The organism is Mycolicibacterium neworleansense (assembly GCF_001245615.1).
In the GTDB taxonomy this organism is placed as follows: Bacteria; Actinomycetota; Actinomycetes; order Mycobacteriales; family Mycobacteriaceae; genus Mycobacterium; species Mycobacterium neworleansense.
This window is the reverse complement of the sequence record NZ_CWKH01000001.1, coordinates 2,155,660-2,180,749: the sequence shown is the minus strand read 5'-3', so window position 1 is coordinate 2,180,749 and position 25,090 is coordinate 2,155,660. Positions and strand designations below refer to the sequence as shown.

The window sequence follows — 25,090 nt, the reverse complement described above, 5'->3', positions numbered from 1 at the left end:
CGCCCGCCCGTCAGCTCAGCTCAGCTCAGCGGCCGGGCGAACATCGTCATCGCCGCGGCGGCGTATTGCTCGAGCCGTTCGCGCGGGTAGGTGTCGGGGTCGTGGACGGCCAACCGGCCGAGCATCTCGGCGAATGACAGCAAGGTGTGGCCGAGCAGCTCCGGGTCGAGTGCGGACAGCCGGGGGTCCACCGCGATGCCGGCTTTCGCCATCTGTTCCACCTGCGAGAGGATCTGATTCCGCGCGTTGCGGACGGCAGCGCGGTAATCCCGCGGAGCGCTGTCGGGAACCGTGAGGATCAGCCGCCAGCGGGTCGGGTTCTCCAGCACGCAGCGCAGGAAACCCGTCACGGTCGCGGTGTACGCGTCCGTCGGTCCGGCCCCCGAAAGATTCTTGGGCAGCGCGGTCAACACCTGAGCCAGCCCGTGCTGATGCTCCCGGATGAGCAAGGCGTTCACGAGTTCGGTACGCGTCCGGAATGCGGTATAGAGGACCGGTTTGCCGACACCGCCGGCTTCGGCGACCGCTTCCATCCTGAGTTCGTGCAAGGGGCAGTCGTGGAGCACGGTCATCGCCGCGTCCAGTAGTTGCTCGCGCCGTTCCTCACGCGGTAGCCGCGGTGCATATCTGCGGCGCTGGCGGTCAGGCACCCGGCTAATGGTACGTGATAGACGAACCATTTCTAAGGGCACATTATGCGCGTTGCATTCATGCCGACCTGTCGGCGCGGCCCGTTTCGGCCGTGCATCGAGGTTAGGGTTATGTCGAAAAGCCTTGTGCGTCAGGTGTTGTCGGCGTTGCTGCGCGGGAAGCCGCCGCCCTGCGGGAAGAGCGGGAAGACGACGTCGTCGAAGATCTCGGCATCACCGGTGGTTCGATTCACCGTCGCGCCCCAGACGTTGCCGTCGGGGGAGAGCTGCAACGCCCACGCATGACCACGCACGTTCTCCCGGACCACCTCCGGGTCACCGGTGACCGCGCCGGTGTCGGGAGCCAGTCGCACCGCGACGGTCTTCTTGGTGTTGACCAGATTGACCAACACCGTGCCCTCCAGCGCGGCGCATCCGGCGACACCCGGCCGGTCCGGCCACGTCCACACCGTGGACACCTTGGAATCCTTGGTGATCCGCTGCAGCCGATCGGCACTCGGAGTGCGGTCGGTGATGTAGAGCGAGCCGTCCGACGAATCGACGCACATGGCCCCCGCGGCGCCCAGGCCGCTGAGCGCGGTGGTGATCGGGGCCTGATTGACCGTGGTGGGCTGTTCGATGCGCAGCACCTTGCCGGCCAACGACGCGGGATCTGCGGCCAGTGCCGGATCGCCCGCATCGCCGGTCTGCACCAGCAGAGTGGTCTTACTGGTGAAGGTCAGCGACCCGGCATTGCCGGTGGCTCCCTTCGGGATCCCGGTGAGGATCGGTTTCGGGACGTCGCCGTCGGCGATGCGGATCACCCGGTTGTCGGTCGGCGTACTGACGTAGGCGTACATCAACCGGTCCTGGCCGTAGGTCGGGGACAACACGATGTCCATCAGGCCGCCGTCACCGGACGGATCGACCGGGATGGTGACCTTGACCTTGGGCTCGGCCTTCACCGACACCTGCTTGACCGCGCCGGTGAGCCGTTCGGCGACCAGGGCGGACTGGCTGTCGGGAAGCATCACCAGACCGCTGGTGCTGTCCAGGCAGCCCTGCATCACACCCGTCGCCTTGCATTCCTTGGGGAATGGCTTGGCCGGCAGCGGTGGCGGAGGCGGCGGCGTCGTGGTCGGCCCCGGCTCCATCTTCGGTTCGGTGGTGAAAGGCTCGGACTGGGCCGCGTCGAATCGGGCGCAGCCCGAACCGACCAGCATCGCGGCACACAGAACGGCGGCCACCCCCGTCATCCGCCGGCGCGATTTCATGCCCGCCAGATTACGGATGCCTCGGCAGTGCGCGCCACGTCGGGACCGTGAGCGGTGTCCATAGCAGGCCGATACCAGGCAGAAGCGCCGGGGTAAATACCCGAATCGAACCGGACTTGCACTTACCCTGGCAGCTGTGACCAGTCACTCGCAGGACCCACAAGCCTGGCAACGACCGGGTTACTCGGACGATTCCGCCAGGCCGGCCGGAGCCAGCCTGGTCGACCCGGAAGACGACCTGCCGTCAGCGACGTACGGCGGCGACTTCGAAACCACCGCGATCCCGCGGTACGACTCCAAATCGGGTGATCAATCGGCATTCAGCATGGTCTCCGATCCTGAACCACTGCCGTACGTGCAAGCGGGCGGGCCCGCCCCGATGGGACCCTTCTCGGCGGAGCCGGCCGAGATCGAGCGCGATGAGTTCGTCGACGACCGCATCCGGGCCGCCGGCCGGCGGGGCACCCAGGACCTGGGTCTGCTGATCCTGCGCGTGGCGCTCGGCGGGCTGATGATCATCCACGGCCTGCAGAAGGCATTCGGCTGGTGGGGCGGCCCCGGGCTGGACGGATTCAACGCGTCACTGGATGAGATGGGGTTCAAGAACGCCGACATCCTGACCTACGCGGCCACCGGCGGCCAGATCGCAGCCGGTGTGCTGCTGGTTCTGGGCCTGTTCACGCCCATCGCCGCGGCCGGCGCACTGGCCTACCTGATCAACGGGGTGCTCGCCACCGCGATGGCCGCCCATGAGCAGGCCCGGCTCTCCGAAGTCATCACCGACGGCACCGAATACCGGATGATCGTCGTCGTGGCCGCGGCCGCCGTCATCCTGACCGGCCCCGGGCGCTACGGATTCGACGCCGGGCGTGGCTGGGCCCGCAGGCCCTTTGTCGGATCTTTCGTGGCGCTACTGCTGGGCATCGCCGGCGGCATCGCCATCTGGGTTTTCCTCAACGGCGGCAACCCGCTCGGCTGACGCCTCAGGCGTACGGATTGGGCACCCGCCCACCGCTCACCTCGGTGAGCAGCGGCAGTGTCGAGAACGTCACGGCCGGCAGACGCAGGTCGGTGCCGTCGTTCACCTCGGCGATGGCCCAGGACGCCCGGTCGAACCGCAGCCCCTTGATATCGCCCCACGACACCGTGCGGCTGCGCGTCAGCGACCGCGCGGTGACGGTGTCCGCGTCGGCAATGGTGCGGTACCGAATGATGGCCACCGACAGTGCAATCGGAATGACCAGCAGCACCGAGAACCAGGCGGGATTGCTCAGCACCAGGGTCAGCAGGCCGAGCGTCAGAAAGCCGACTGCCAGATGCGCCATGGGCGATATCCGGATGACGACAGGGGCGGTTGCCGATCGTGCGCTCACAGGTTCATCCTTGCACCACCCGATGGGCAGTCCGGTCCGGCCATCACCCGTTGCCGGGCCGGGAGCTGAACCAATTTGACCTTTAACCTGTACGGCAGCTACCGTCGGGTGCTATGCAGACCCCCGGATTGCTCGTAGTAATTGGTTGGCGCGTTGATGCCGCGCTGGCCCTCTGCCGGGCATAGCCAACCGCATCGACGCGCCACCCTCGTACAGCTACCGGCTGACGGGGGTTTTTTATTTGCCCAACAAGCGCGCCGGAATCATTGAAAAATTGAAGTTTCCTGAACAGGAATGTGAAGCAGACCGTGAAGAGGACATCGTGAGCGCACCGACAACGCGACCGCCGGCCCGGTCAGGAGCCGCGCCTGCCAACGGCGCAGCCAAGACGAAATCAGATTCGGGACAGCCCAACCGGGTTGCCCCGGTGCAGCTCACCGGGGCCCAGGCGGTCGTCCGGTCGCTGGAAGAGCTCGGCGTCGACGTGGTCTTCGGGATCCCCGGTGGCGCCGTGCTGCCGGTCTACGACCCGCTGTTCGACTCGCAGAAGCTGCGCCACGTGCTGGTTCGCCACGAGCAGGGCGCCGGCCACGCGGCCAGCGGCTATGCCCATGCCACCGGCAAGGTCGGCGTGATGATGGCCACCTCGGGACCCGGCGCAACCAACCTGATCACCCCGCTGGCCGACGCCCAGATGGACTCCATCCCCGTGGTGGCCATCACCGGGCAGGTGGGCCGCAGCCTGATCGGCACCGACGCCTTCCAGGAAGCCGATATCACCGGCATGACCATGCCGATCACCAAGCACAACTTCCTGGTGCGCAACGGTGACGACATCGCCCAGGTGATGGCCGAGGCCTTCCACATCGCCAGCTCCGGACGCCCGGGCGCGGTGCTCGTCGACGTTCCCAAGGACATCCTGCAGGGGCAGTGCACCTTCTCCTGGCCGCCGCAGATGGACCTGCCCGGGTACAAACCGAACACCAAGCCGCACAGCCGTCAGGTGCGCGAGGCGGCCAAGCTGATCGCCGCTGCCCGCAAGCCGGTGCTCTACGTCGGCGGTGGTGTCATCCGTGGCGAGGCCAGTGCCGAACTGCTCGAGCTGGCCGAGCTGACCGGCATCCCCGTGGTCACCACGCTGATGGCCCGTGGTGCGTTCCCGGACAGCCACCCGCAGCACCTGGGAATGCCCGGTATGCACGGCACCGTGGCCGCAGTGGGCGGCCTGCAGAAGAGCGACCTGCTGATCGCCTTGGGCACCCGGTTCGACGACCGGGTCACCGGCCAGCTGTCCTCGTTCGCCCCTGAGGCGAAGGTGATCCACGCCGACATCGACCCGGCCGAGATCGGCAAGAACCGGCACGCCGACGTGCCGATCGTGGGCGACGTGAAGGCCGTCATCACCGACCTGATCGAGGTGCTGCGCCGCGACGGAACGACCAGCGCCGCACTGAAACTGGACGGCTGGTGGGAGTACCTGTCCGGCCTGAAGTCGACCTACCCGCTGAGCTACGGCCCGCAGAGCGACGGCAGCCTGAGCCCCGAGTACGTCATCGAGAAGCTCGGTCAGATCGCCGGACCCGAAGCGGTCTATGTCGCCGGCGTCGGCCAGCATCAGATGTGGGCCGCGCAGTTCGTCAAGTACGAGAACCCCAAGACGTGGCTGAACTCTGGCGGCCTGGGCACCATGGGCTTCGCCGTCCCGGCGGCCATGGGGGCCAAGTTCGCCCGGCCCGAGGCCGAGGTGTGGGCCATCGACGGTGACGGCTGCTTCCAGATGACCAACCAGGAGCTGGCCACGTGCGCCATCGAGGGCGCGCCGATCAAGGTGGCGTTGATCAACAACGGCAACCTGGGCATGGTGCGGCAGTGGCAGACGCTGTTCTATGACCAGCGCTACAGCCAGACCGATCTGGCCACGCACTCTCGCCGGATCCCGGACTTCGTCAAGCTGGCCGAGGCGCTGGGTTGCGTCGGACTGCGGTGCGAGCGGGCCGAGGACGTCGAGGACGTCATCAACCAGGCCCGGGCCATCAACGACCGCCCGGTCGTGATCGACTTCATCGTCGGTGCCGACGCGCAGGTGTGGCCGATGGTGGCCGCCGGTACCAGCAACGACGAGATCATGGCGGCCCGCGACATCCGGCCGCTGTTCGACGAGAACGACGCAGAGGGGCACGCCTGATGAGCGCTTGCGCGAAGAAGAGAGAGCACTGATGAGCAACTCCACCCCCACCCACACCCTTTCGGTGCTGGTCGAGGACAAGCCCGGTGTGCTCGCCCGGGTGGCCACGCTGTTCTCCCGTCGTGGCTACAACATCCAGTCCCTGGCCGTGGGCGCCACCGAGCAGAAGCACCTGTCGCGGATGACGATCGTGGTCAGCGTCGAGGAATCGCCGCTGGAGCAGATCACCAAGCAGCTCAACAAGCTGGTCAACGTGATCAAGATCGTGGAGCAGGAGGACGACAACTCCGTCTCCCGCGAGCTCGCCCTGATCAAGGTGCGCGCCGACGCGTCCAACCGCGGTCAGGTCATCGAAGCGGTGAACCTGTTCCGCGCCAAGGTCGTTGACGTTTCGACCGAGTCACTGACGGTCGAGGCGACCGGTACGGCGGAGAAGCTTGAGGCCCTGCTGCGGGTCCTGGAGCCCTACGGTATCCGCGAGATCGCGCAGTCCGGCATGGTGTCGGTCTCGCGCGGTCCCCGTGGTATCAGCGCAGTGAAGTAAGCACGTCAAGTAGCGTTAGTCGGCTGTAGAGCTAGAAAGAGAAGGAAAATTTCGCATGGCAGTTGAGATGTTTTACGACGCCGACGCGGACCTGTCGATCATCCAGGGTCGCAAGGTCGCCGTCATCGGCTACGGCAGCCAGGGGCACGCGCATTCGCTGTCGCTGCGCGATTCGGGTGTGCAGGTCAAGGTCGGCCTGAAAGAGGGCTCGAAGTCCCGCGTCAAGGTCGAGGAGCAGGGCCTGGAGGTCGACACCCCGGCCGAGGTGGCCAAGTGGGCCGACGTGATCATGGTGCTCGCGCCCGACACCGCGCAGGCCGAGATCTTCAAGAACGACATCGAGCCCAACCTCGAAGACGGCAACGCGCTGTTCTTCGGCCACGGTCTCAACATCCACTTCGGCCTGATCAAGGCGCCGGCCAACGTCACCGTCGGCATGGTCGCCCCCAAGGGCCCCGGCCACCTGGTGCGTCGCCAGTTCGTCGACGGCAAGGGCGTGCCCTGCCTGATCGCCGTCGACCAGGACCCCAAGGGTGAGGGCCAGGCCCTGGCGCTGTCGTATGCCGCCGCTATCGGTGGTGCCCGCGCCGGCGTCATCAAGACCACCTTCAAGGAAGAGACCGAGACCGACCTGTTCGGTGAGCAGGCCGTGCTCTGCGGTGGTACCGAGGAGCTGGTCAAGGCCGGCTTCGAAGTCATGGTCGAGGCGGGCTACGCCCCGGAGATGGCCTACTTCGAGGTGCTGCACGAGCTCAAGCTCATCGTCGACCTGATGTACGAGGGCGGCATCGCCCGCATGAACTACTCGGTGAGCGACACCGCGGAGTTCGGCGGCTACCTGTCGGGCCCGCGGGTCATCGACGCCGACACCAAGAAGCGCATGAAGGACATCCTGACCGACATCCAGGACGGCACCTTCGTCAAGCGCCTGGTCGCCAACGTCGAGGGTGGCAACAAGGAGCTCGAGGCGCTGCGCAAGGCCAACGCCGAGCACCCGATCGAGGTCACCGGCAAGAAGCTGCGCGACCTGATGAGCTGGGTCGACCGGCCGATCACCGAAACGGCCTGATTTCTCAACTGACTGGCCAGTTATTGCACGCAAGCTACGAAACCGCGTGCGATAACTGGCCTTTCGGCGTTTCTAGATGATTCTGTAGCCGATCGCGGCCAGCGTCCGGGACACGTTCCTGCCGTCGGCGCTGCCGGGAAGCTTCTCGGTGCCGTCGATCTGCAAGCCTTCCCCGACCACCCCGTACAGCTCGGTGGACACCGGGTCGTCGGGCTCGGCCGGCTCGATCCGGCCGTCCGGGTAGATGCATTGGGCCCGCATGGCCCAGATGGTCTGCGCGGCGGCGACGACGTTATAGCCGTGCAGCGGCGGGCTCACGTGATAGAGCTCCATGTCGCCAACGGCCATGATCTTCATGACCGGATCCGTGTGCGGCACACAACCCACCAAACGCGCGACGCCCCCGAAGTTCACGCGTCAAATTTAAGGGCGGCAGCGCGGCCCTCATCGCACCAAATTCGGCAGGTGGTCAGCTGGCGCAGCCGATGGGTGCCGGGTCGCCGGCTTCCGCGGCAGCCTCACACGCTTCCCTGAACCAGGCGCCGCCGGCATCGCCGGTGGCGTACCCGCCGCCGGCCTCACCGCGCGCGTATCCGCCGCCGGCCTCGCCGGTCGCATACCCGCCGCCGGCCTCACCGGTCGCGTACCCGCCACCCGCGTTGTCGTTCACGTAGCCTCCGCCGCCGGGGTCGCCGGGAGCCGCGAGGGCACTGCCCGCCGGGCCGAGTAGCGCTGCGAACGCGAGCGAAGCTGCTGCGGCGGCTGTGCCGAACACGAACTTCAGTCCCGCTGTCTGCTGTTTCATCATCGCCGGTCCCCTGATCGTGGCCCCTGTGCGCCGTTGTCCGGCCTGCCCAACGCGCACACGAGCGCTTGAGTCCCGATTTTACGTGATGTACGTCACACTGGCCATCGCCGTCGTTCGCGAAGACGACGGCAGAGCGCAGGCCGTGGATCCGGGCCGCGTGACGCGAACCGGGCTGTTACGCCGACGGCTACGAACCCAGCCGTGCGGCCACACTGACGACCCGGCGGGCCAGATGATCCAGCGCGTCGTAGGTGGTGTCGTCGAATGCGCTGATGTTGTCGTGGTTGGCCAGCAGGCTCGCGCCGTACGGATTGCCGTCGGTGAACTTGAGCGGTTCGGTGTAGCCCGGCGGCACGATGATCCCGCCCCAGTGCATCAGCGTGACGTAGAGCGTCAGCAGTGTCGTCTCCTGCCCACCGTGCGCGGTGTTGGTCGAGGTGAACCCGGCGTAGACCTTGTCGGCGAGCTTGCCCTGCGACCACAGGCCGCCGAGCGAATCCAGGAATCCACGCAATTGCGATGCGACGGAACCGAATCGAGTGGGGGAGCCGAAGATCACCGCATCGGCCCACACAATGTCGTCACCGGTGGCCGTCGGAAGATCTTTGGTGGCTTCGTAATTCGCGGTCCAAGCCGGATTGCCCGCGAACGACTCCGGATCGCGCGTCTCGGTAACCGGGCGCAACCGCACCTCGGCACCCGCGGACTCCGCGGCGGCGGTGACGCGCTGGGCCATGTGGGTGCCGTGGCCGGTCGCCGAGTAGTAGATGACGGCGACCTTGGGGGCAGAGTTCGTCATGGCGCCAGCTTAGGCAGGCCCCTGATGCCGAACTCGCGTTTCAGAACCGTGCGCGCGGCGTAGAACCCGGCCATTCCGTGCACTCCGCCGCCCGGTGGCGTGGCCGACGAGCACAGATATGCCTTGGGAATCGGTGTGGTCCACGGGTCGAACCGCGGCGTGGGTCCCAGCAGCGCGCTGGTCATGTTGTTGCCCCCGACGCCGATGTCGCCGCCGACGAGGTTCGCGTTGTGTTCGTCCATCCGGGACGCCGGCACGCTGCGCACCGCGACCACCAGATCGCGAAAGCCCGGGGCGAACCGTTCGAAGATCCCGGTCACGGTGTCGGCGAGGTCCAGCGTCGAGTTGTTGGGGACGTGGACATAGGTCCACAACGGGCGCCGGCCGGCGTCATCGACGCGCGATGGGTCCGCGATATGGGGGAGCGCGGCCAGCACCATGGGCCACTCGGCGTGGCGTCCCGCGGCGATCTCGGACTCGGCCAATGCCATCTGCGCCCGGCTGCCGCCCAGGTGCAGTGTCGGCGCCTGGCTCAGGCGCGGGTCACGCCAGCCGATCTCGCCGCTCAGCACGAAGTCGACCTTCGCGACGCCCGGCCCGTAGGCGTAGCGGCTCAACGCCCGGGCGTAACGAGGTGGCAGGGCCTTGCCGTAGATCGAAAGGAGGGCAGTCGGCGCGGTGTCATAGATCACCACGCCCGACGGTGGTTCGGTGACTTCGTGCCCGAGGACCAGTTCGCCGCCGTGGGCGTTGAGATCGGCGAGCAGCGCGTCGGGGATCGCCTGGGATCCACCGATCGGGATCGGCCACCCCACGGCATGCCCCAGCGTCGCCAGCATCAACCCCGCGCCTCCTGAAACCAGCGACGGCATCGTTGAAATCGTGTGTGCGGCAACGCCACTGAACAACGCACGGGCGTCCTCGCCGGCCAGGGAGCGCCACAACGGAGTGCCCTGGGCCAGGAGCCGAGGCGCGACCCGTACCGCCGCGCCCAGCGATGGGGGTATCGACCGTTTGTCACCGAGGATGAGGCCCACCACGCCATCGCAATCGGCGGCCAACGGGCCGAGCAGCCGTCGCCAGGAATCTCCCGAATCCAGCTCGGCGCAGGTGCGCTCGATGTCGCGGTAGCCGACGGCGGCGGGACGGTCGATCAGCGGGCTGGCATAGGAGATCTCGGGGACGGCCAGCTGCACGCCGCGGGCCGGCAGGTCGTAGGCGGCGAAGAACGGCGAGGCCAGCGCCAGCGGGTGTACCGCCGAACAGATGTCGTGGCTGACGCCGGGAAACTCCGGGTCGGGCAGGGTGCGCGCGCCGCCGCCCGGTGTGGGCTGTGCTTCGATGACGCGTACCGACAGTCCAGCCCTTGCGCAGATGACCGCGGCGGACAGGCCGTTGGGCCCACTGCCGACGATTGTGACGTCCACGCCCATCAGTACACCGCACGCGGTTCGGCTGTGGTAGGAGCCACACACTAGGCTGTCCGCGTGAGTCTTCCCGTTGTTTTGATTGCCGACAAGCTCGCGGAATCGACCGTCGCCGCCCTCGGTGACCAGGTAGAGGTCAGGTGGGTCGACGGTCCGGACCGCGAGAAGCTGCTCGCCGCCGTGCCCGAAGCCGACGCGCTTCTCGTCCGTTCCGCCACCACGGTGGACGCCGAGGTCATCGCCGCGGCCCCCAAACTCAAGATCGTCGCGCGCGCGGGCGTCGGCCTGGACAACGTCGACGTCGATGCCGCCACCGCCCGCGGGGTGCTCGTGGTCAATGCGCCGACCTCCAACATCCACAGCGCCGCCGAGCACGCCCTGGCTCTCCTGCTGGCCACCGCCCGGCAGATCCCCGCCGCCGATGCGACGCTGCGCGATCACACCTGGAAGCGGTCGTCGTTCTCGGGCGTCGAGATCTTCGACAAGACCGTCGGTGTCGTCGGCCTGGGCCGCATCGGACAGCTGGTCGCCCAGCGACTGGCCGCCTTCGGCGCGCACATCGTGGCGTACGACCCCTACGTCTCGCAGGCCCGCGCAGCCCAGCTCGGTATCGAATTGCTGCCGCTGGACGAGCTGCTCGGCCGCGCCGACTTCATCTCGGTGCACCTGCCCAAGACCAAGGAAACCGCCGGTCTGCTCGGCAAGGAGAACCTGGCCAAGACCAAGCCGGGCGTCATCATCGTCAACGCCGCCCGCGGCGGGCTGATCGACGAGCAGGCCCTGGCCGACGCCATCACCAGCGGCCATGTGCGTGCCGCAGGTCTGGACGTCTTCTCGACCGAACCGTGCACCGACAGCCCGCTGTTCGAGCTGCCCCAGGTCGTCGTGACCCCGCACCTGGGTGCCTCGACCGCCGAGGCGCAGGACCGCGCCGGTACCGATGTGGCCGCCAGCGTGAAGCTGGCGCTGGCCGGCGAATTCGTGCCGGACGCCGTCAACGTCGGCGGCGGGGCCGTCGGCGAAGAGGTTGCGCCCTGGCTGGACCTGGTGCGCAAGCTCGGTCTGCTGGCCGGTGCCCTGTCCGATGCGGCTCCGGTGTCGCTGTCGGTGCAGGCGCGTGGCGAGCTGGCCAGCGAAGACGTTGAGATCCTGAAGCTGTCGGCGCTGCGGGGGCTGTTCTCCGCGGTGGTCGACGAGCAGGTGACGTTCGTCAACGCCCCGACACTGGCAGCCGACCGTGGCGTGGCCGCCGAGATCAGCACCGCTACCGAGAGCCCGAACCACCGCAGCGTGGTGGATGTTCGCGTCGTGCACGCCGACGGCAGCACGCTGAATGTCGCGGGCACCCTGTCCGGGCCGCAGCTGGTCGAGAAGATCGTCCAGATCAACGGGCGCAACTTCGATCTGCGGGCCGAGGGCTACAACCTCATCGTCCACTACAACGATCAGCCGGGCGCGCTCGGCAAGATCGGCACCCTGCTCGGCGGGGCCAACGTCAACATCCTGGCCGCACAGCTGAGCCAGGATGTCGACGGCGACAGCGCCATCGTGATGCTGCGTCTGGATACCGATGTGCCCGAGGATGTGCGTTCCGCGCTGGCCGCGGCGGTTGACGCGACGACGCTGGAAGTGGTCGACCTGTCATGAAACTCGCTGTAATCGCCGGTGACGGCATCGGTCCGGAGGTCATCGCCGAGGCGCTCAAGGTGCTGGATGCGGTGCTGCCCGGCGTGGACCGGACCGAGTACGACCTGGGAGCGCGGCGCTACCACGCGACCGGGGAACTGCTCACCTCCGAGACGATCGAGGAACTGCGCGGCTACGACGCGATCCTGCTCGGCGCCATCGGTGATCCGTCGGTGCCCAGCGGTGTCCTGGAGCGCGGCCTGCTGCTCAAGCTGCGGTTCGCGCTCGATCACCACGTCAACCTGAGGCCCGGCCGGTTGTATCCCGGTGTCAGCAGCCCACTTTCAGGCGTGTCGGAGATCGACTTCGTCGTGGTGCGTGAAGGCACCGAGGGCCCCTACACCGGCAACGGCGGCGCACTGCGCGTCGGCACGCCGCACGAGGTGGCCACCGAGGTCAGCGTCAACACCGCGTTCGGCGTCGAGCGCGTGGTGCGGGACGCCTTCGCCCGCGCACAATCGCGGCGCAAGCACCTGACCCTGGTGCACAAGACCAATGTGCTGACCTTCGCCGGCAGTCTGTGGGCCCGTGTGGTGGCCGAGGTCGGTAACGAATATCCCGAGGTCGAGGTGGCTTACCAGCACATCGACGCGGCGACCATCCACATGGTCACCGATCCGGGCCGGTTCGACGTGATCGTCACCGACAACCTGTTCGGCGACATCATCACCGACCTGTCGGCGGCGGTGTGCGGTGGCATCGGGCTGGCCGCGAGCGGCAATATCGATGCGACACGGACCAATCCGTCGATGTTCGAGCCGGTGCACGGCAGCGCACCCGACATCGCGGGGCAGGGGATCGCCGATCCGACCGCCGCCGTGATGAGCGTGGCGCTGCTGCTCGCCCACATCGGTGAGACCGACGCCGCCGCGCGTGTCGACAAGGCGGTCTCCGAGCACCTGGCCACCCGCGGGGACGCGAACCTCTCGACCAGCGAGGTCGGCGAGCGGATCCTGTCGCTGCTGTAAGACGTTGGCTTTTGAGGTCGACTCTGCGGTGAGGGCGTTGGTCTCTCGCACTTCTCCGCTCTCATCGCAGAGTCGATGACAGCTCGTGCGTCACATCGGGAACGAGGACTGTCCGACGAATCCGAAATCGGCGACGAGAGCGTGTCCGCTGATGGTGGCCGCGGCAGGCGAGGCGAGGAACGTCAGGTAACGGGCGATGTCCTCGGGCTCGTGGATCGGGTAACTGTCGCCGAGATCGGCGTCGTCGGACAAACCGACGTCGTTCTTGGGCATTCGGGTGTTCACCACGCTCGGGCACACGCAATTCACCCGGATGCCGTCGGCCCGCAGATCGACAGCCATGGCATTGACCATCATGATCAGCGCGCCCTTGGACGCGCAGTACGGCACGTGCAGCGGTGAGGCGACAAGCGCGGAATCGGAGGCGACGATCGTGACCGAGGCCGTGGAACTGAGGCGCAGGAACGGGAGTGCATGTTTGACCGGCAGCCACTGGCCTTTCACGTTGATGTCGAACATGCGGTCCCACTCGCCGGTGCTGATCTCGTCGATCGATCGGCCGTACAGCCCGGAGATACCGGCGCACAACACCAATGAGTCGAGGCTGCCGAGTTCGTGGACGGTGGTGGCCACTGCCTCGGCCACCGACTCCTCGTCGCTCACATCTGCCTGTACGGCAATGGCTTCGGCGCCCTGCACGATGAGTTCCGCCGCGGTGGCCCGGGCGGATTCGATGTGGATATCGGCGACGGCGACGGCCGCTCCTTCGGCAGCCAGCGCCAGCGCCGTAGACCGTCCGATCCCCGTGCCGCCCCCGGTGACGAAGGCTACTGAGTCGCGCAGGCCCGTTTCCATGTGAGCTCCGTTCAGACGGTGGTCAGGCGGTCGAGGCGGGCACGCCAGAACTGCACGCTTTCGCGCAACTCGTCCAGGACCGTGCCGTCGGGGTACTCGTTCGAATGGATGATCTCGAAGAACAGATGGACATCACCCGTCCAGCCGGCCAACCGTCCCAGCACCGCATCGCGGTCGACGGTGCCGGAGGCATTGGCCGCCGCGGTGAAGGGGCCGTGATGATCCGCACCGACGGGAGACTGCTGAAGCTGAACTACCGGGGTGTTGATCCACTGCTCGGTCAACCAGCTCAGCGGGTCGGCGCTGGGCGTCCCGGGTGTCAGCGATGACGGGTGACCCAGATCCAGGCATAGCCGCCACGGCACCGCGGTACCGGCAAGTTCGGTCTCCAAGGCGTGGGCCTCGTCGATGCTGTGTCCGTACTCCCTTGTGACAGCCAGGTTTTCGAACTGCATGTGGTCGAGGCCGGCGTCGGCGGCGGTCTCGGCGAGCCGTCGCATCTGGTCCAGTTCGGTGGCGATGAGGGTCTTCGACAAGGTGGGGTCGGCAGCCGCCGATACCGACAACGCACCGATGTGCCCGCCGAGTCCGGTCGCCCCGACCGCCGCGGTGAAGGCGATCATCTCCTGATACCACTCGAACGCCGCGGCCCGGTCGAACGGGTCCTCGGAGAGCAGCAGGGGGGAGGAGTAGGCGGCCAGGCCGGTGAACACACTGTGGATGCTGATACCGAAATCGTCGGCCGCGGTGCGGACCCGTTCGGCGTAGCGCCGGATCGCGTCCCTGTTCAGGCCGAACGGCACCAGGTCCAAGCTGAGCTGGACGGTGTCGAGCCCCAGTTCCTCGGTGACGATGCGGGCCCACGCCTCGGGTTGCGGCCACCGCTTGACCGCGAAACAGGTGTTGATTCCCAGTATCAAGTTGGGTCCGTCGCTGGATGTGGTTGCCATCTCAGTTGATTCGCTTTCCGGTCGAATGATCGAAGTAGTGTGCGCTGTCGGGCCGCACTTGCAAGCTGACGGCAGCACCGGGGGTGACACCGCTGAGGCGTGAGACCTCGGCCACCGCCGTCAGCTCTACATCGCCGGTCGCGACGGTGACGATGGCACGCGGTCCAAGCAGTTCAACCAGAGTCACGGTGGCGGTGGCTTCCGCTGCAGGGGTGAGCAGCAGGTCGTCCGGCCGCACGCCGAGTACCACGGGACCGCTGCTCGGGGCGGTCAGGTCAAGGTGCAGACCGGATTCGGTTCGGAATCCACCGGTTTCGTTGGATCCGGGGATCAAGTTCATCTTCGGAGACCCGACGAAAGCGGCGACAAAGGTGTCCGCCGGCTTCGAATACACCTCCAGGGGGGTGCCGGCCTGCGCCACGCTGCCTTCCCTCATCACGACCATACGATCCGACAGCGTCATCGCCTCTTCCTGGTCATGCGTGACGTAGAACGAGGTGATACCCAGCCGACGCTGGATGTGCAATAGCTCGGTGCGGGTTTCCACCCGCAGTTTGGCGTCGAGATTGCTCAACGGTTCGTCGAACAAGAACACCGACGGCTCCCGGACGATGGCGCGGGCGATCGCGACCCGCTGCTGCTGACCACCGCTGAGGTCCTTGGGCCGCCGATCGAGCAGGCTGCCGAGTCCGATCGACTCGGCAACCTCGCGGGCGCGTCGGTGAGCCTCGGCCTTCTTGACCTTCTTGGCGCGCAACGGGAAGGCGATGTTGCCCAGCACATTCAGATGTGGGTAGAGCGCGTAGTTCTGGAACACCATCGCGATGTCGCGGTCTCTGGTGTCGACGTGGGTGACATTGCGCTCGCCGATGAAGATGTCGCCGGAACTGATCGGTTCCAGTCCGGCCAGCATGCGCAGGGACGTCGACTTCCCACACCCTGACGGACCCACCAGGACGGTCATCGAACCGTCGGGCAGGTCGAGGTTGAGGTTGTCGACGATGCGCAGGTGACCGTAGTCCTTGCACACATCGCGGAAGGTGATTGTTGCCATGTGATCTCCAAAATTGCCGAAGCGGCTAGAACTTGACGGCTCCGCCGCCCATGCCTTGGATCAGGCGTCGCTGCACGAAGAATGCCGCGATGATGACCGGAACGATCGAGATGATGATGGCGGCGCTCATCGAGCCGAGGTCGACGCCGCGGAACGTATTGAACGACGAGATGGCCACCGGCAGCAGCTGGTTGTTGTTCGGAGCCAGGATGAGCCCGTAGAACATGTCATTCCAGGACAGGATGAAGCCGAAGATCGCGGAGGCGCCGATGCCCGGATAGACCTGGGGAATCATCACCTTGCGGAAGGCGGCGAACCGGGTGAGTCCGTCGACGAGGGCCTGCTCCTCCAGGGACCGGGGAACCGCTTCCCACAGCCCGATCAGGAACCAGGTGACGAACGGCAGCACGAAACTGATGTGGGCGAAGATGACCGGGATCAGCGTTCCGCTGAGATTCATCGCGTACCCGGCGGTGAGGAAGGGGAACACCAGGACCGCCGGCGGTAGTACCTGCGCGGCGAGCATGCCGAATCTCGTTGCCGAACCACCGGTCTTGTAGCGGCTGATGGAGTAGGCGGCCATGCTGCCCACCGTGATGCTGACACCCACCGTCACGAACGCGACGATGGCACTCCGGATGACGGCGCTGACGATCGTGCTGTCGAGCACCTGATTCCAGTTGTCCATCGACGGTGTGAACGCGATGAGCCACGGATCGTTGAGTTGTCCCGGCGTCTTGAAGCTGGCGAGCGCGATCCACGCCAACGGCAGGACGACGATGGCGACGCCGGCGAGGAGGAACCCGATGCGCAGCGCGCCGAAGGACTTGCGCCGAAAGTCACTCATGCTGCGGACTTCTCCATTCGGCGGTAGACGACGACGATGACAGCCAGCACGAACGCCAGCACGAGGCATGCCATGGCGCTCGCCTCGCCGAGCCGGAAGAACTGAATCCCGGTCTGGTACATCAGGTACTGGATGGTCTCCGTTTCGGTGCCGGGGCCGCCTCGCGTGGTGGCATAGACGTATTCGAATACTTTCAGCGCATCGAGCGCACGCAGCATGACCGCGACGGTCAGCACCGGTGACAGCAACGGCAAGGTGACCCGGAACAGGGTGTACAGACCGCTGGCCCCGTCGACCTTGGCGGCTTCGAGCGGTTGCTTGGGCATCGACTCCAGACCGGCCACCAACAGCAGCACCAGAAACGGGGTCCATTGCCACACATCGATGGCGATGAGCGTGAACAGCGCCGAGCCGGAGCCGAAGAAATCGTGGTCGATACCGACCTTGTGCAATGCGCTGGGTATCACGCCGAGTTGGCTGTTGAGCAGGAACCGGAATACCAGTGCGACGGCGATCGGGGTGATGAACATCGGGATCAGCAGGACCGAGCGGGTCAGGTCTTTCATCCAGCGCTGCCGCTGCAGCGCCAGTGCGATGAGCAGTGCGAGCACCAGTTCGGCAACAACCGCGATCACCACATAGGTCGCCGTCACGCCCAGCGAGCCGATGAATTTTCCCTGAAAAGCCTTGGTGTAGTTGTCGATTCCGACGAATTGCGCCGGTCGCTGCGAGGTCAGCTTCTTGTCGACAAAGCTCAGATACACGGCGTACACCAACGGGAAACCGATGGCAACGGCGAATACCGTTGCGAACGGCGCCATCATGCCGTAGCGAAACCTTCTCATTGTGCTCTCTCTCGGCGGTTTCCGCGGAGCGCTGGAGGGGGAGCGCTCCGCGGAAACCGGGTCAGCGTCCCGTGATCTGGTTGGCCGCGGCCTGCGCGTCGGTCAGTGCCTGATCGATGGACTTGGCGCCGATCACCGCTTCGTTGAGCTGGGTGCCGACCTCCTGCACCATCTGTTCGGCGTTGGGCCCCTGCGCGAACGGGACGGTGTTCTTGAGAATTTCGTCCACCGCGGCGAAGTAGCTTTCACCGTTGCCCGACTTGCGGACCTCTGGGTCTGCGACCGTCGAGATCCGGGTGGGCGCACCGCCGTGCATCACTCGCTGCTTGTCGGTGTCCTTGTCGGTGATCCAGGAGATGAACGCCCAGGCGGAGTCGGAGTCCTTGGAGTTGGCCGGGATAGCCCAGGACCAGACGCCCAATGCGCCACGGCCGCCCGGCATCGGTGCCAGCTTGAACTTGCCGGCCAGCTCACCGGATTCGGGCGAGTTGAGGCTCGACGTCAGCCAGTTGTATCCGACGATGGACGCCGATCCGCCGGAGGACAACGACCGGATGGTCTCGTCCTGTGCCCAGTTGACGCTGTTGGGCGGAGAGGCCGACTTCAAGGTGTCGATGTAGACCTGAAGCGCCTTGTGGGCTTCCGGGGTGTCGATCGTCGGATTGCCGTCCTTGTCGAACATCGACCCACCGGCCGCGGCATACCAGCTCGACCATTCCTCCAGGATCTTGTAGCCGCGCTGCGGGCTATGAGCGATGCCGGCGTGTTGCGGTGTCGTCAGCTTGTTGACGGTCGTCACCAGCTCGTCGAGGTTGGTCGGCACTGACAGGCCGGCCTGCTGCAGCAGGTCGTCGCGGTAGATGTAGCCCTGCGCGTAGTTGTACATCGGGATGCCGTAGGTGGATCCGTCGATCTCGTTGACCCCGCGCAGAGACGGGTAGAAGTCGGCGTAGTCGAGCTTGCCGGCCGTCTCGATCCGGCTGTCCAGTGGCGCCAGGAATCCGGCGTTGACGAAGTCGTCGGTCCACGGGTTGTCGATCATGATCAGGTCGTACGTGCCCTGCGGAGCTTGGAACGACGCCACCAGCTTGTCGCGCATCGAGTCGTAGGCAAGCTTCTCGATTTCGACGTTGATGTTCGGATACGCCGTCTTGAAGCCGTCGAGCAGCGATTCGACCGCTTCGGTGTCGTGTTCGTCCTCCATGAGGATCTTCACGGTGCCGGCATGGTCAGCGGGAATGTCACCTGCGCCGCTTCCGCTTTCGCTTGCCGGGCCGGAACTCGAACAGCCCGCGAGCGCCAATGTGGTCGCCCCTAACAGCGCGGCGACGGAGGACAACCACTTTCTTGTTCCTGCCATATCCCTTCCAATCCTGTTGATTCGGTGGGTGATCAATCCATGAAGGCGCCGCCGTTGACGGCAAGTGCCTCGCCGGTGATGAACCGGGCGTCCTCGGAAAGCAGGAAGGTCAGCGCCTTGGCGATGTCCTCGGGCTGCTCGACACGTCCGAGCGGGGTGTCATCGATCCACATCTGTTTCACCGCTTCGGCGGTCGTGCCCCGCAACGAGGCCTCCCACTCGAGTTCGCGTTCCTGCATCGGCGTGGCGACATACCCGGGGCAGATGCTGTTGACGGTGATGCCGTGCTCGGCCAGCTCATAGGCCATCGACTGGGTCAGTCCGATGACGCCGAATTTGGATGCGATGTAGTCACTGAGGAACGGAACCCGGCCCTGCTTGCCACCCATCGAGGCGGTGTTGACGATGGTGCCCTTGCTCTTGGTGCGGACCATTGCCCGGGCTGCGGCCTGACCACAGATGAACACGCCCTTGAGGTTGATGTCGAAGGTCTTCTCGACCCGGTCCAGCGGCATGTCCAGGAAGCGCTCCATGAACGAGATGCCGGCGTTGCTCACCCAGGCGTCCAGCCCGAGGCGGTCGGCGACGTCATCGGCCACCCTGGCCGCACCGGCCGGGTCGGTCACGTCGAGCTGCAGGTGTTCGTGGTGCTGGCCGGCCGCGGTATCGAGTTGTTCGGCACAGGCTTTGGCCGCCTGCTCGTCGACGTCGGTCACGACGACCTGCCACCCCCGGCGCGCCAATTCGGTCACCATGGCCTTACCGATGCCGGATCCCGCGCCCGTCACTACGACTGTCTTCGCCAATGCTCTTCCTTCTCTCACTGTGATCGATGGGGCCGACGAGGTCACTCGTGCGCGACACGCACGTCGATGCCTTGCTGTCGGGCGGCCTCCAGTACCGGGCCGTCGTGCGGACCGTCCGTCACGATCGTGTTCACCGCGCTCAGTGGCGCGATATTGACCAGCTGTACGCGTCCGAGCTTGCTGGAGTCGACAGCGAGGATGACGCGGTCGGCGGACTCCATGGCCGCACGTTTAACGTCGCTTTCCTCGCTGTGGTAATCGGTGAGTCCGCGCTTGGCATCGACACCGGCTACACCCATGACATAGGTGTCGCAGTTGTAGCGCCGGTAGGTCGCCTGGGCGTCGGAACCGATGAGGCTGAGCTCGCCCGGTCTCATTCGGCCGCCGGTGAGGAAGACGGTGGTGTTGGGTTCGTCGACGAGTTCGAGTGCGGCAAGCACGCTCGGCGTGATCACGGTCAAACCGAGTCCGCGGCCACGGATCTGGTGCGCCACGGCCAGTGCGGTGCTGCCGCTGTCGATGATGACGGTCTCGTGTGGTTCCAGCAACTCGACGGCGGCGGCTGCGATATGCGCCTTCTCGGCGGTGGCCGACTCCACGCGGGTCCCGAATGCGGGCTCCTCGGACTTGTGCGAGTAGGCAATCGCACCGCCGCGCACCCGGCGAACCGCACCTTGGGCTTCGAGAACATCGATGTCGCGCCGAATCGTCATCTCCGAGACCTCGAACATCTCGGCCAACGAGGCGAAGTCCACTTCGCCGTCAGTCCGCAGCCGCTCTTCGATCAGGGCTCTTCGCTCTTCGACTGACATCGGCAACCCCCTGTGACAATGTGTGAATAGTTGACAGTTTTCACTGTGATGTTTCAACTCAAGGACGAATGTCGTTAATGTTTAACATAGCCGGGTGTGAGATGGGAAGAGGTAACAGAAATGGATTCTGAGCAGTACGGCAGCGCGGCTGAGCAACCCGCAGAACTCGCTGACGTGGCCCTGGAGGCGGCGCGCGCGGGCGCGGCGGTTCTGCGTTCACGCCCGCGGGGGAGCGCCAGCGTGACGGTCAAGGGTGAGCGGGGCGATCTCGTCACCGACGTGGATGTCGCCGCCGAGCGCGCGGTGCGTGCCGTCTTGGGCAATCGCAGGCCGAACGACCACGTCACGGGCGAGGAACTGCCGGGTACGGCTCCGGACGGAGCGCGTGTCCGGTGGTCCATCGATCCGCTGGACGGCACGACGAACTTCACCAGGGGGATCCCGTATTACGCCACGTCGGTGGGTGCGGTCTGTATCCGCACCGGACAGTGGCTCGCGGGTGCGGTCGACGCGCCGGTGCTCGGCAAGACCTACTACGCGTACCGGGGTGGCGGGGCGTGGCTGGCCGACGGCGCGGGCGTGTACCGGTTGACCGGGCCGGCCGCCGGGGTCGACGGTGCCGCGCGCCTGCTCGGGATGGGCTATGCCTACTCGGCCGAGGTCCGGCAGGCGCAATGTGGCTTGACCGCCGAGATGATGGCCGGATACACCGACGCCCGGGCCCTCGGATCGGCCGCGCTTGCGATCTGTGCCGTTGCCGAAGGCGCGCTGGACGGCTATGTCGAGAGCCATCTCGGCGAGTACGACTGGGCGGCTGCGGCGCTGGTGGCCGAGGAGGCCGGGTTGAGGGTGCGGCGACCGGCGTCGCCGGCCGACGAGCTTCGGGTCACCGCTCCGAACGCGAATGACGTGAATTGTTAACAGAAGGTTGATAGTTCTTCACACTGTCGGCTAGTGTCAGCGACACGTTGCGCTGGCATCGGGAACTCTGGACAGGAGACAGTTCTTTGCGGGGCACCTATCTGATCGGCGTCGATATCGGCACCACCGGAACCAAAACTGTTCTGCTGCACGAAACTGCCGGGATCGTGGCGCAGGCGACGTTGAGCTCGCCGATCTTCTCGGACGGGCCGGCATATGCCGAGGCGGACGCCTCGGCTTGGGTTACCAACGCGGTAGAGGGAATTCGGCAGGTTCTTGCCGAATCGGAGATCGACCCGGCGATGGTGGCTGCGGTCTCGGCGACCGGCATGGTTCCCGCCGTGATCTGCCTCGACGCCGACCTCAAGCCGGTGCGCCGGCCCATCCTGCAGAACGATGCCAGGGCAACCCGGGAGATCGACGAGCTGTCGGCGGTGATCGACGGCGCGGACATGTTGTCCCGCACCGGATCCGCGCTGACCCAGCAGTCCGTGGCGCCGACGGTGCGATGGTTGCAGCGCAACGAGCCCGAATGCTGGTCGGCCACGCGCTATCTGGTCGGGTCATACGACTATGTGTTGATCGCGTTGGGGGCGCCGCCACACGTCGAGCAGAACTGGGCACTGGAGTCCGGTCTCTACACCCTCGACGGAAAACACTTCGAGCCGGCGCTCGAGGCCGTCGACCTGTCTTCCTCGTCGCTGTGCGAGGTGTACCGGCCCGGCACCCGGATCGGCACGATCAGTGCATCGATGGCCGAAACCACCGGTCTGCCGGCTGATGTCGCGTTGGTGGTGGGCGGCGCCGACCATGTGTTGTCGGCCTACGCGGCCGGCGTCGACACCGCCGGTGACTGGTTGATCAAGTTGGGCGGTGCCGGCGACATTCTCACTGCCTGTGCCGATCCCATCGTCGACGCGCGCCTGTACCTCGATGCGCATCCCCGGCAGGGAACCTGGCTGCCCAACGGCTGTATGGCCACCAGCGGCAGTCTCATCCGGTGGTTCCAGACCCTCATCGGCGGAACGCCGTTGACCGATCTGGACGCCGAGGCCGCCGGGCGCCGACCCGCCGCGGTGTTGTGCCTGCCCTACTTCCTCGGTGAGAAGTCGCCGATCCACGATCCGCAGTTGCGCGGCGCGTTCATCGGCCTCGAGCTGGCCCACACCGGGGCGGACATGTATCGCTCGGTGCTCGAGGCGATCGCCTTCGGGTTCCGGCACAACGCCGAAGTCATGCGATCGGCCGGAATCACGCTGTCGCGGGCCAGGGTGACGAACGGTGGCAGCAAGTCCACCCTGTGGAAGCAGATCCACGCAGATGTGCTCGGCACCGAGTTGGCGCCGGTGCGTGACCATCCCGGAGCCTCGCTGGGCGCCGCCATCCTGGCGGGTGTGGGCGCCGGTGTGCTCGGCCTCGACGATGCCGAGCGATTCCTGCAGTTCGATGCGCCGGTGGTGCCCGACCGTGAGCGGTCGGCGATCTATGAAGAGGCATATCAGCTGTGGCGGCAGGCCGGCGATGCGCTGGTGCCCATTTCGCACGGGTTGACCCGGAGGTCGCGATGAAGATCCGGCACGACTACAAGGTGGCGGTGGCCGACGGCGGTTGGCGAATGGTCGATCTCGGCCTCACCACAGGTCTGGATTCGGGTGACATCACCGTGTTCGACCGGGAAAACGACGTCATCTACGCGCTGCCGGCGCCATCGGATCGGCTGCCGATCCGGAGCTGGAAAGACGTCCGCCCGGAAGATGTCGCAGTCGTCGACCCCGATGGCAACACCCTGCCGGAGTCCCTCACCGACCCGACGGTGGAACTGCCGATGCATCTCGCGATCTATGCGGCCCGGCCTGATGCCAACGCCATCGTGCACACCCATGCCGAGGATTCGCAGGTTTTCGCGGCCGCGGAGCGAGATATTCCCACCGCCACCATCGACTCGTACACCCGTGCCGGATTCGGTCCGATCCGATGTGGAAAATTCGGCGTCGTCGCATCGAAAGAACTGGGCGACAACATGGTCGAGGTATTGGCCGGCGGCAGCAAGGCGGCCCTGATGGCCCGACACGGTGCGGTGGCCCTGGGGCCCGATCTGGCTGATGCGATGTTCACGGCGACGGTCATCGAGAAAGCCGCGCGCCAGGCCATGAAGGTGGCGTCACTCGGGACGACTCCCGAACAGCTCACCCTGTACCACATTTTCGACCACGACCTTGCCCGCGACATCGAGGAGGGACGCGTCCACCTCGACACCCAGACAGTCACGATTCAGCGCTTGGCCTGAGGGACAAGAGAACAAGAGGAGATAGATATACATGCAATGGCTTGACGACGTCTTTGGTGTGCAGAAACCGGTGATCGCCATGCTGCACCTCGATGCCCTGCCGGGCGATCCGTCCTTTGACACGGCGGCCGGTATGCGTGCGGTGGTCGACAACGCACGGCGCGACCTCGATGCACTTCAGTCCGGAGGCGTTGACGCGGTGATGTTCTCCAACGAGTTCAGCCTGCCGTATCTGACCAAGACCGAGCCGATCACCGCGACCGCGATGGCCCGCGTCATCGGCGAGCTCCTCGACGAAGTCCGAGTGCCGTTCGGCGTCAACGTGCTGTGGGACGGGGTGGCATCGATCGACCTCGCTGCCGCGACCGGCGCGAAGTTCGTGCGGGAGATCTTCACCGGCGCCTACGGCAGCGATTTCGGGTTGTGGAACACCAACGTCGGTCAGGCGGCGCGGCACCGGCGGCGCGTCCATGCGGACAATGTCCGTCTGTTGTTCAACGTGGTCCCCGAGGCGACGGCATATCTCGGTGACCGGGATCTCGCTGACATCACCCGTTCCACGGTGTTCAACGCCAAGCCCGACGCCCTGGTCGTCTCGGGGCTGACCGCCGGTGCGCCCACCGACACGTCTGCTCTGTCCACCGTCAAGAACAATGCCGGCGATGTCCCGGTGTTTGTCAACACCGGAATGCGCGTGGAGACCGCCGAGGCGCAGCTGAGCATCGCCGACGGGGCCGTGGTCGGCACCGCATTCAAGAAGGACGGGGTGTTCGAGAACCGCGCCGACAGTGAGCGGGTCGAGAAGCTGATGGCGGTGGTGAAGAACTTCCGTCAGAGCTGATCGCCCGACATTCGGCACCGCCCGGGGTGAGCCGTTCACGGCCAGGGCGGTGCCGGCTCCGGTCGATCGAGCCGATGACTTTGTCGAGGCTCGCGGGTCTATCTCTCTACCGAGACCATCAACTCAGCAGGGAGTAGCGCCATGGGCGTCATCGCCATCGAACTGTTCGCCACCCTGGACCTCGTCGCGCAGGCGCCCGGCGGCCCGGACGAGGACCCCGAGGGCTTTTCGTTCGGCGGCTGGCAGGCGCCGCTGATCGACGAGGTTTCCGGCGCGCAGGTCGGGTCTGCCTACGAGGGCACCGACGCGCTGCTGCTCGGACGCCGCACGTACGACATCTTCGCCGCCTACTGGCCGCACCAGACGGACGAATTCGGCACGCTGTTCAACGGCATCCCGAAATACGTCGCCTCCCGCGGCACGCCTGATCTGTCATGGGCCGGTTCTACACAGGTCGGCCCGGATCTGGGCGCCGCGGTGCGCGAGATCCGGGACAGGCACGAGCATGTGAAGGTCGTCGGAAGCCTGAACCTGGTTCAGACGCTGCTGCGCGAGAAGCTCTTCGACCGTCTGGATCTGTGGGTGCACCCGATCATGCTGGGAGCGGGGAAGAAGGTGTTCGACGGGGGCTCGGTGCCCACCAATGTGACACTGCTGCAACCGCCGGTGGCCAGCCCGAACGGCATCGTGTTCCTGCGGTACGGGCTCGCCGACGGTGTGCCTGGAACAGGGGACATGAGCGCGTGAGCG

At 66.2% G+C, this 25,090-nt stretch carries 26 protein-coding genes; 11 read left to right on the top strand and 15 right to left on the bottom strand.

Annotated features, from left to right (window positions below):
- Positions 1–20: 20 nt before the first annotated feature.
- On the bottom strand, positions 21–680 hold the full coding sequence (locus BN2156_RS10280; RefSeq protein WP_162490767.1) for a TetR/AcrR family transcriptional regulator: 660 nt from the start codon (positions 678–680) through the stop codon (positions 21–23).
- A 101-nt stretch (positions 681–781) separates the two neighbouring features.
- Complete coding sequence (locus tag BN2156_RS10275) at positions 782–1,903, bottom strand: PQQ-dependent sugar dehydrogenase (protein WP_210436596.1); 1,122 nt, start codon at positions 1,901–1,903, stop codon at positions 782–784.
- 136 nt (positions 1,904–2,039) lie between these two features.
- Between BN2156_RS10275 and BN2156_RS10270 the strand changes: the two genes are divergently transcribed.
- Positions 2,040–2,882: a DoxX family protein gene (locus BN2156_RS10270; RefSeq protein ID WP_090513096.1), complete on the top strand. Its 843-nt coding sequence runs from the start codon at positions 2,040–2,042 to the stop codon at positions 2,880–2,882.
- 4 nt (positions 2,883–2,886) lie between these two features.
- Here the strand turns inward: BN2156_RS10270 and BN2156_RS10265 are convergent, their stop codons facing one another.
- Positions 2,887–3,228: a PH domain-containing protein gene (locus BN2156_RS10265; protein WP_090513094.1), complete on the bottom strand. Its 342-nt coding sequence runs from the start codon at positions 3,226–3,228 to the stop codon at positions 2,887–2,889.
- Positions 3,229–3,598: 370 nt separating this feature from the next.
- Here BN2156_RS10265 and BN2156_RS10260 point away from each other — a divergent pair, with 370 nt between their 5' ends.
- The 3 genes from BN2156_RS10260 to ilvC are packed head-to-tail and all read left to right on the top strand — an operon-like array spanning position 3,599 to position 7,074.
- Positions 3,599–5,461 (top strand): acetolactate synthase large subunit, encoded by a 1,863-nt coding sequence (locus tag BN2156_RS10260; protein WP_090515725.1) that lies wholly within the window; start codon positions 3,599–3,601, stop codon positions 5,459–5,461.
- A 31-nt stretch (positions 5,462–5,492) separates the two neighbouring features.
- Positions 5,493–6,005, top strand: a complete 513-nt coding sequence (gene ilvN / locus BN2156_RS10255; RefSeq protein ID WP_090513090.1) for an acetolactate synthase small subunit — start codon at positions 5,493–5,495, stop codon at positions 6,003–6,005.
- A 55-nt stretch (positions 6,006–6,060) separates the two neighbouring features.
- Positions 6,061–7,074 carry a ketol-acid reductoisomerase gene (gene ilvC, locus BN2156_RS10250; RefSeq protein WP_036439400.1) on the top strand — a complete coding sequence of 338 codons (1,014 nt, stop codon included), beginning with the start codon at positions 6,061–6,063 and terminating at the stop codon, positions 7,072–7,074.
- Between the two features lie 72 nt (positions 7,075–7,146).
- Here ilvC and BN2156_RS10245 read toward each other — a convergent pair whose 3' ends face one another.
- The 4 genes from BN2156_RS10245 to BN2156_RS10230 all read right to left on the bottom strand — a co-directional run bounded on the left by BN2156_RS10245 (position 7,147) and on the right by BN2156_RS10230 (position 10,108).
- The gene (locus tag BN2156_RS10245) at positions 7,147–7,431 is read right to left on the bottom strand and encodes a hypothetical protein (protein ID WP_235625262.1); all 285 of its coding nucleotides are present in this window, start codon (positions 7,429–7,431) and stop codon (positions 7,147–7,149) included.
- A 112-nt stretch (positions 7,432–7,543) separates the two neighbouring features.
- A complete protein-coding gene (locus tag BN2156_RS30680; RefSeq protein WP_159402831.1) occupies positions 7,544–7,879 on the bottom strand; it encodes a hypothetical protein in 336 nt (111 codons plus the stop codon).
- A gap of 190 nt (positions 7,880–8,069) precedes the next feature.
- Entirely contained in the window at positions 8,070–8,681 is a 612-nt protein-coding gene (gene wrbA, locus BN2156_RS10235; RefSeq protein ID WP_090513082.1) for an NAD(P)H:quinone oxidoreductase, read from the bottom strand.
- The gene (locus tag BN2156_RS10230) at positions 8,678–10,108 is read right to left on the bottom strand and encodes a phytoene desaturase family protein (protein ID WP_090515723.1); all 1,431 of its coding nucleotides are present in this window, start codon (positions 10,106–10,108) and stop codon (positions 8,678–8,680) included. The genes wrbA and BN2156_RS10230 overlap by 4 nt, the downstream gene beginning before the upstream one ends.
- Before the next feature lie 60 nt (positions 10,109–10,168).
- On the opposite strand from BN2156_RS10230, the gene serA reads away from it, so the two are divergent.
- Positions 10,169–11,755, top strand: a complete 1,587-nt coding sequence (serA, locus tag BN2156_RS10225) for a phosphoglycerate dehydrogenase (RefSeq protein WP_090513079.1) — start codon at positions 10,169–10,171, stop codon at positions 11,753–11,755.
- A complete protein-coding gene (locus BN2156_RS10220) occupies positions 11,752–12,762 on the top strand; it encodes a 3-isopropylmalate dehydrogenase (protein WP_090513076.1) in 1,011 nt (336 codons plus the stop codon). Before serA ends, BN2156_RS10220 begins: the two co-directional genes overlap by 4 nt.
- A gap of 90 nt (positions 12,763–12,852) precedes the next feature.
- On the opposite strand, the gene BN2156_RS10215 is transcribed toward BN2156_RS10220, so the two are convergent.
- The 8 genes from BN2156_RS10215 to BN2156_RS10180 all read right to left on the bottom strand — a co-directional run bounded on the left by BN2156_RS10215 (position 12,853) and on the right by BN2156_RS10180 (position 20,291).
- On the bottom strand, positions 12,853–13,617 hold the full coding sequence (locus tag BN2156_RS10215) for an SDR family NAD(P)-dependent oxidoreductase (RefSeq protein ID WP_090513074.1): 765 nt from the start codon (positions 13,615–13,617) through the stop codon (positions 12,853–12,855).
- Between the two features lie 11 nt (positions 13,618–13,628).
- The gene (locus BN2156_RS10210) at positions 13,629–14,567 is read right to left on the bottom strand and encodes a sugar phosphate isomerase/epimerase family protein (protein WP_090513071.1); all 939 of its coding nucleotides are present in this window, start codon (positions 14,565–14,567) and stop codon (positions 13,629–13,631) included.
- A 1-nt stretch (position 14,568) separates the two neighbouring features.
- Entirely contained in the window at positions 14,569–15,621 is a 1,053-nt protein-coding gene (locus tag BN2156_RS10205) for an ABC transporter ATP-binding protein (RefSeq protein ID WP_090513069.1), read from the bottom strand.
- Between the two features lie 25 nt (positions 15,622–15,646).
- Entirely contained in the window at positions 15,647–16,468 is an 822-nt protein-coding gene (locus BN2156_RS10200) for a carbohydrate ABC transporter permease (protein WP_090513066.1), read from the bottom strand.
- A complete protein-coding gene (locus BN2156_RS10195) occupies positions 16,465–17,313 on the bottom strand; it encodes a carbohydrate ABC transporter permease (RefSeq protein WP_162839214.1) in 849 nt (282 codons plus the stop codon). Before BN2156_RS10195 ends, BN2156_RS10200 begins: the two co-directional genes overlap by 4 nt.
- 61 nt (positions 17,314–17,374) lie before the next feature.
- A complete protein-coding gene (locus tag BN2156_RS10190; RefSeq protein WP_308208231.1) occupies positions 17,375–18,529 on the bottom strand; it encodes an ABC transporter substrate-binding protein in 1,155 nt (384 codons plus the stop codon).
- A 176-nt stretch (positions 18,530–18,705) separates the two neighbouring features.
- Positions 18,706–19,479, bottom strand: a complete 774-nt coding sequence (locus BN2156_RS10185; protein ID WP_090513059.1) for an SDR family NAD(P)-dependent oxidoreductase — start codon at positions 19,477–19,479, stop codon at positions 18,706–18,708.
- Between the two features lie 41 nt (positions 19,480–19,520).
- On the bottom strand, positions 19,521–20,291 hold the full coding sequence (locus tag BN2156_RS10180) for a DeoR/GlpR family DNA-binding transcription regulator (protein WP_090513056.1): 771 nt from the start codon (positions 20,289–20,291) through the stop codon (positions 19,521–19,523).
- Between the two features lie 120 nt (positions 20,292–20,411).
- Here BN2156_RS10180 and BN2156_RS10175 point away from each other — a divergent pair, with 120 nt between their 5' ends.
- From BN2156_RS10175 to BN2156_RS10155, 5 genes are all read left to right on the top strand, one after another.
- Positions 20,412–21,212 (top strand): inositol monophosphatase family protein, encoded by an 801-nt coding sequence (locus BN2156_RS10175; protein WP_090513053.1) that lies wholly within the window; start codon positions 20,412–20,414, stop codon positions 21,210–21,212.
- Between the two features lie 86 nt (positions 21,213–21,298).
- Positions 21,299–22,780, top strand: a complete 1,482-nt coding sequence (locus tag BN2156_RS10170; RefSeq protein WP_090513051.1) for an FGGY-family carbohydrate kinase — start codon at positions 21,299–21,301, stop codon at positions 22,778–22,780.
- Positions 22,777–23,499 carry a class II aldolase/adducin family protein gene (locus BN2156_RS10165; RefSeq protein ID WP_090513048.1) on the top strand — a complete coding sequence of 241 codons (723 nt, stop codon included), beginning with the start codon at positions 22,777–22,779 and terminating at the stop codon, positions 23,497–23,499. Before BN2156_RS10170 ends, BN2156_RS10165 begins: the two co-directional genes overlap by 4 nt.
- A gap of 31 nt (positions 23,500–23,530) precedes the next feature.
- Positions 23,531–24,340 carry a BtpA/SgcQ family protein gene (locus BN2156_RS10160; protein ID WP_090513046.1) on the top strand — a complete coding sequence of 270 codons (810 nt, stop codon included), beginning with the start codon at positions 23,531–23,533 and terminating at the stop codon, positions 24,338–24,340.
- A gap of 141 nt (positions 24,341–24,481) precedes the next feature.
- Complete coding sequence (locus BN2156_RS10155) at positions 24,482–25,087, top strand: dihydrofolate reductase family protein (RefSeq protein WP_090513043.1); 606 nt, start codon at positions 24,482–24,484, stop codon at positions 25,085–25,087.
- The last annotated feature ends 3 nt before the right edge of the window (positions 25,088–25,090 follow it).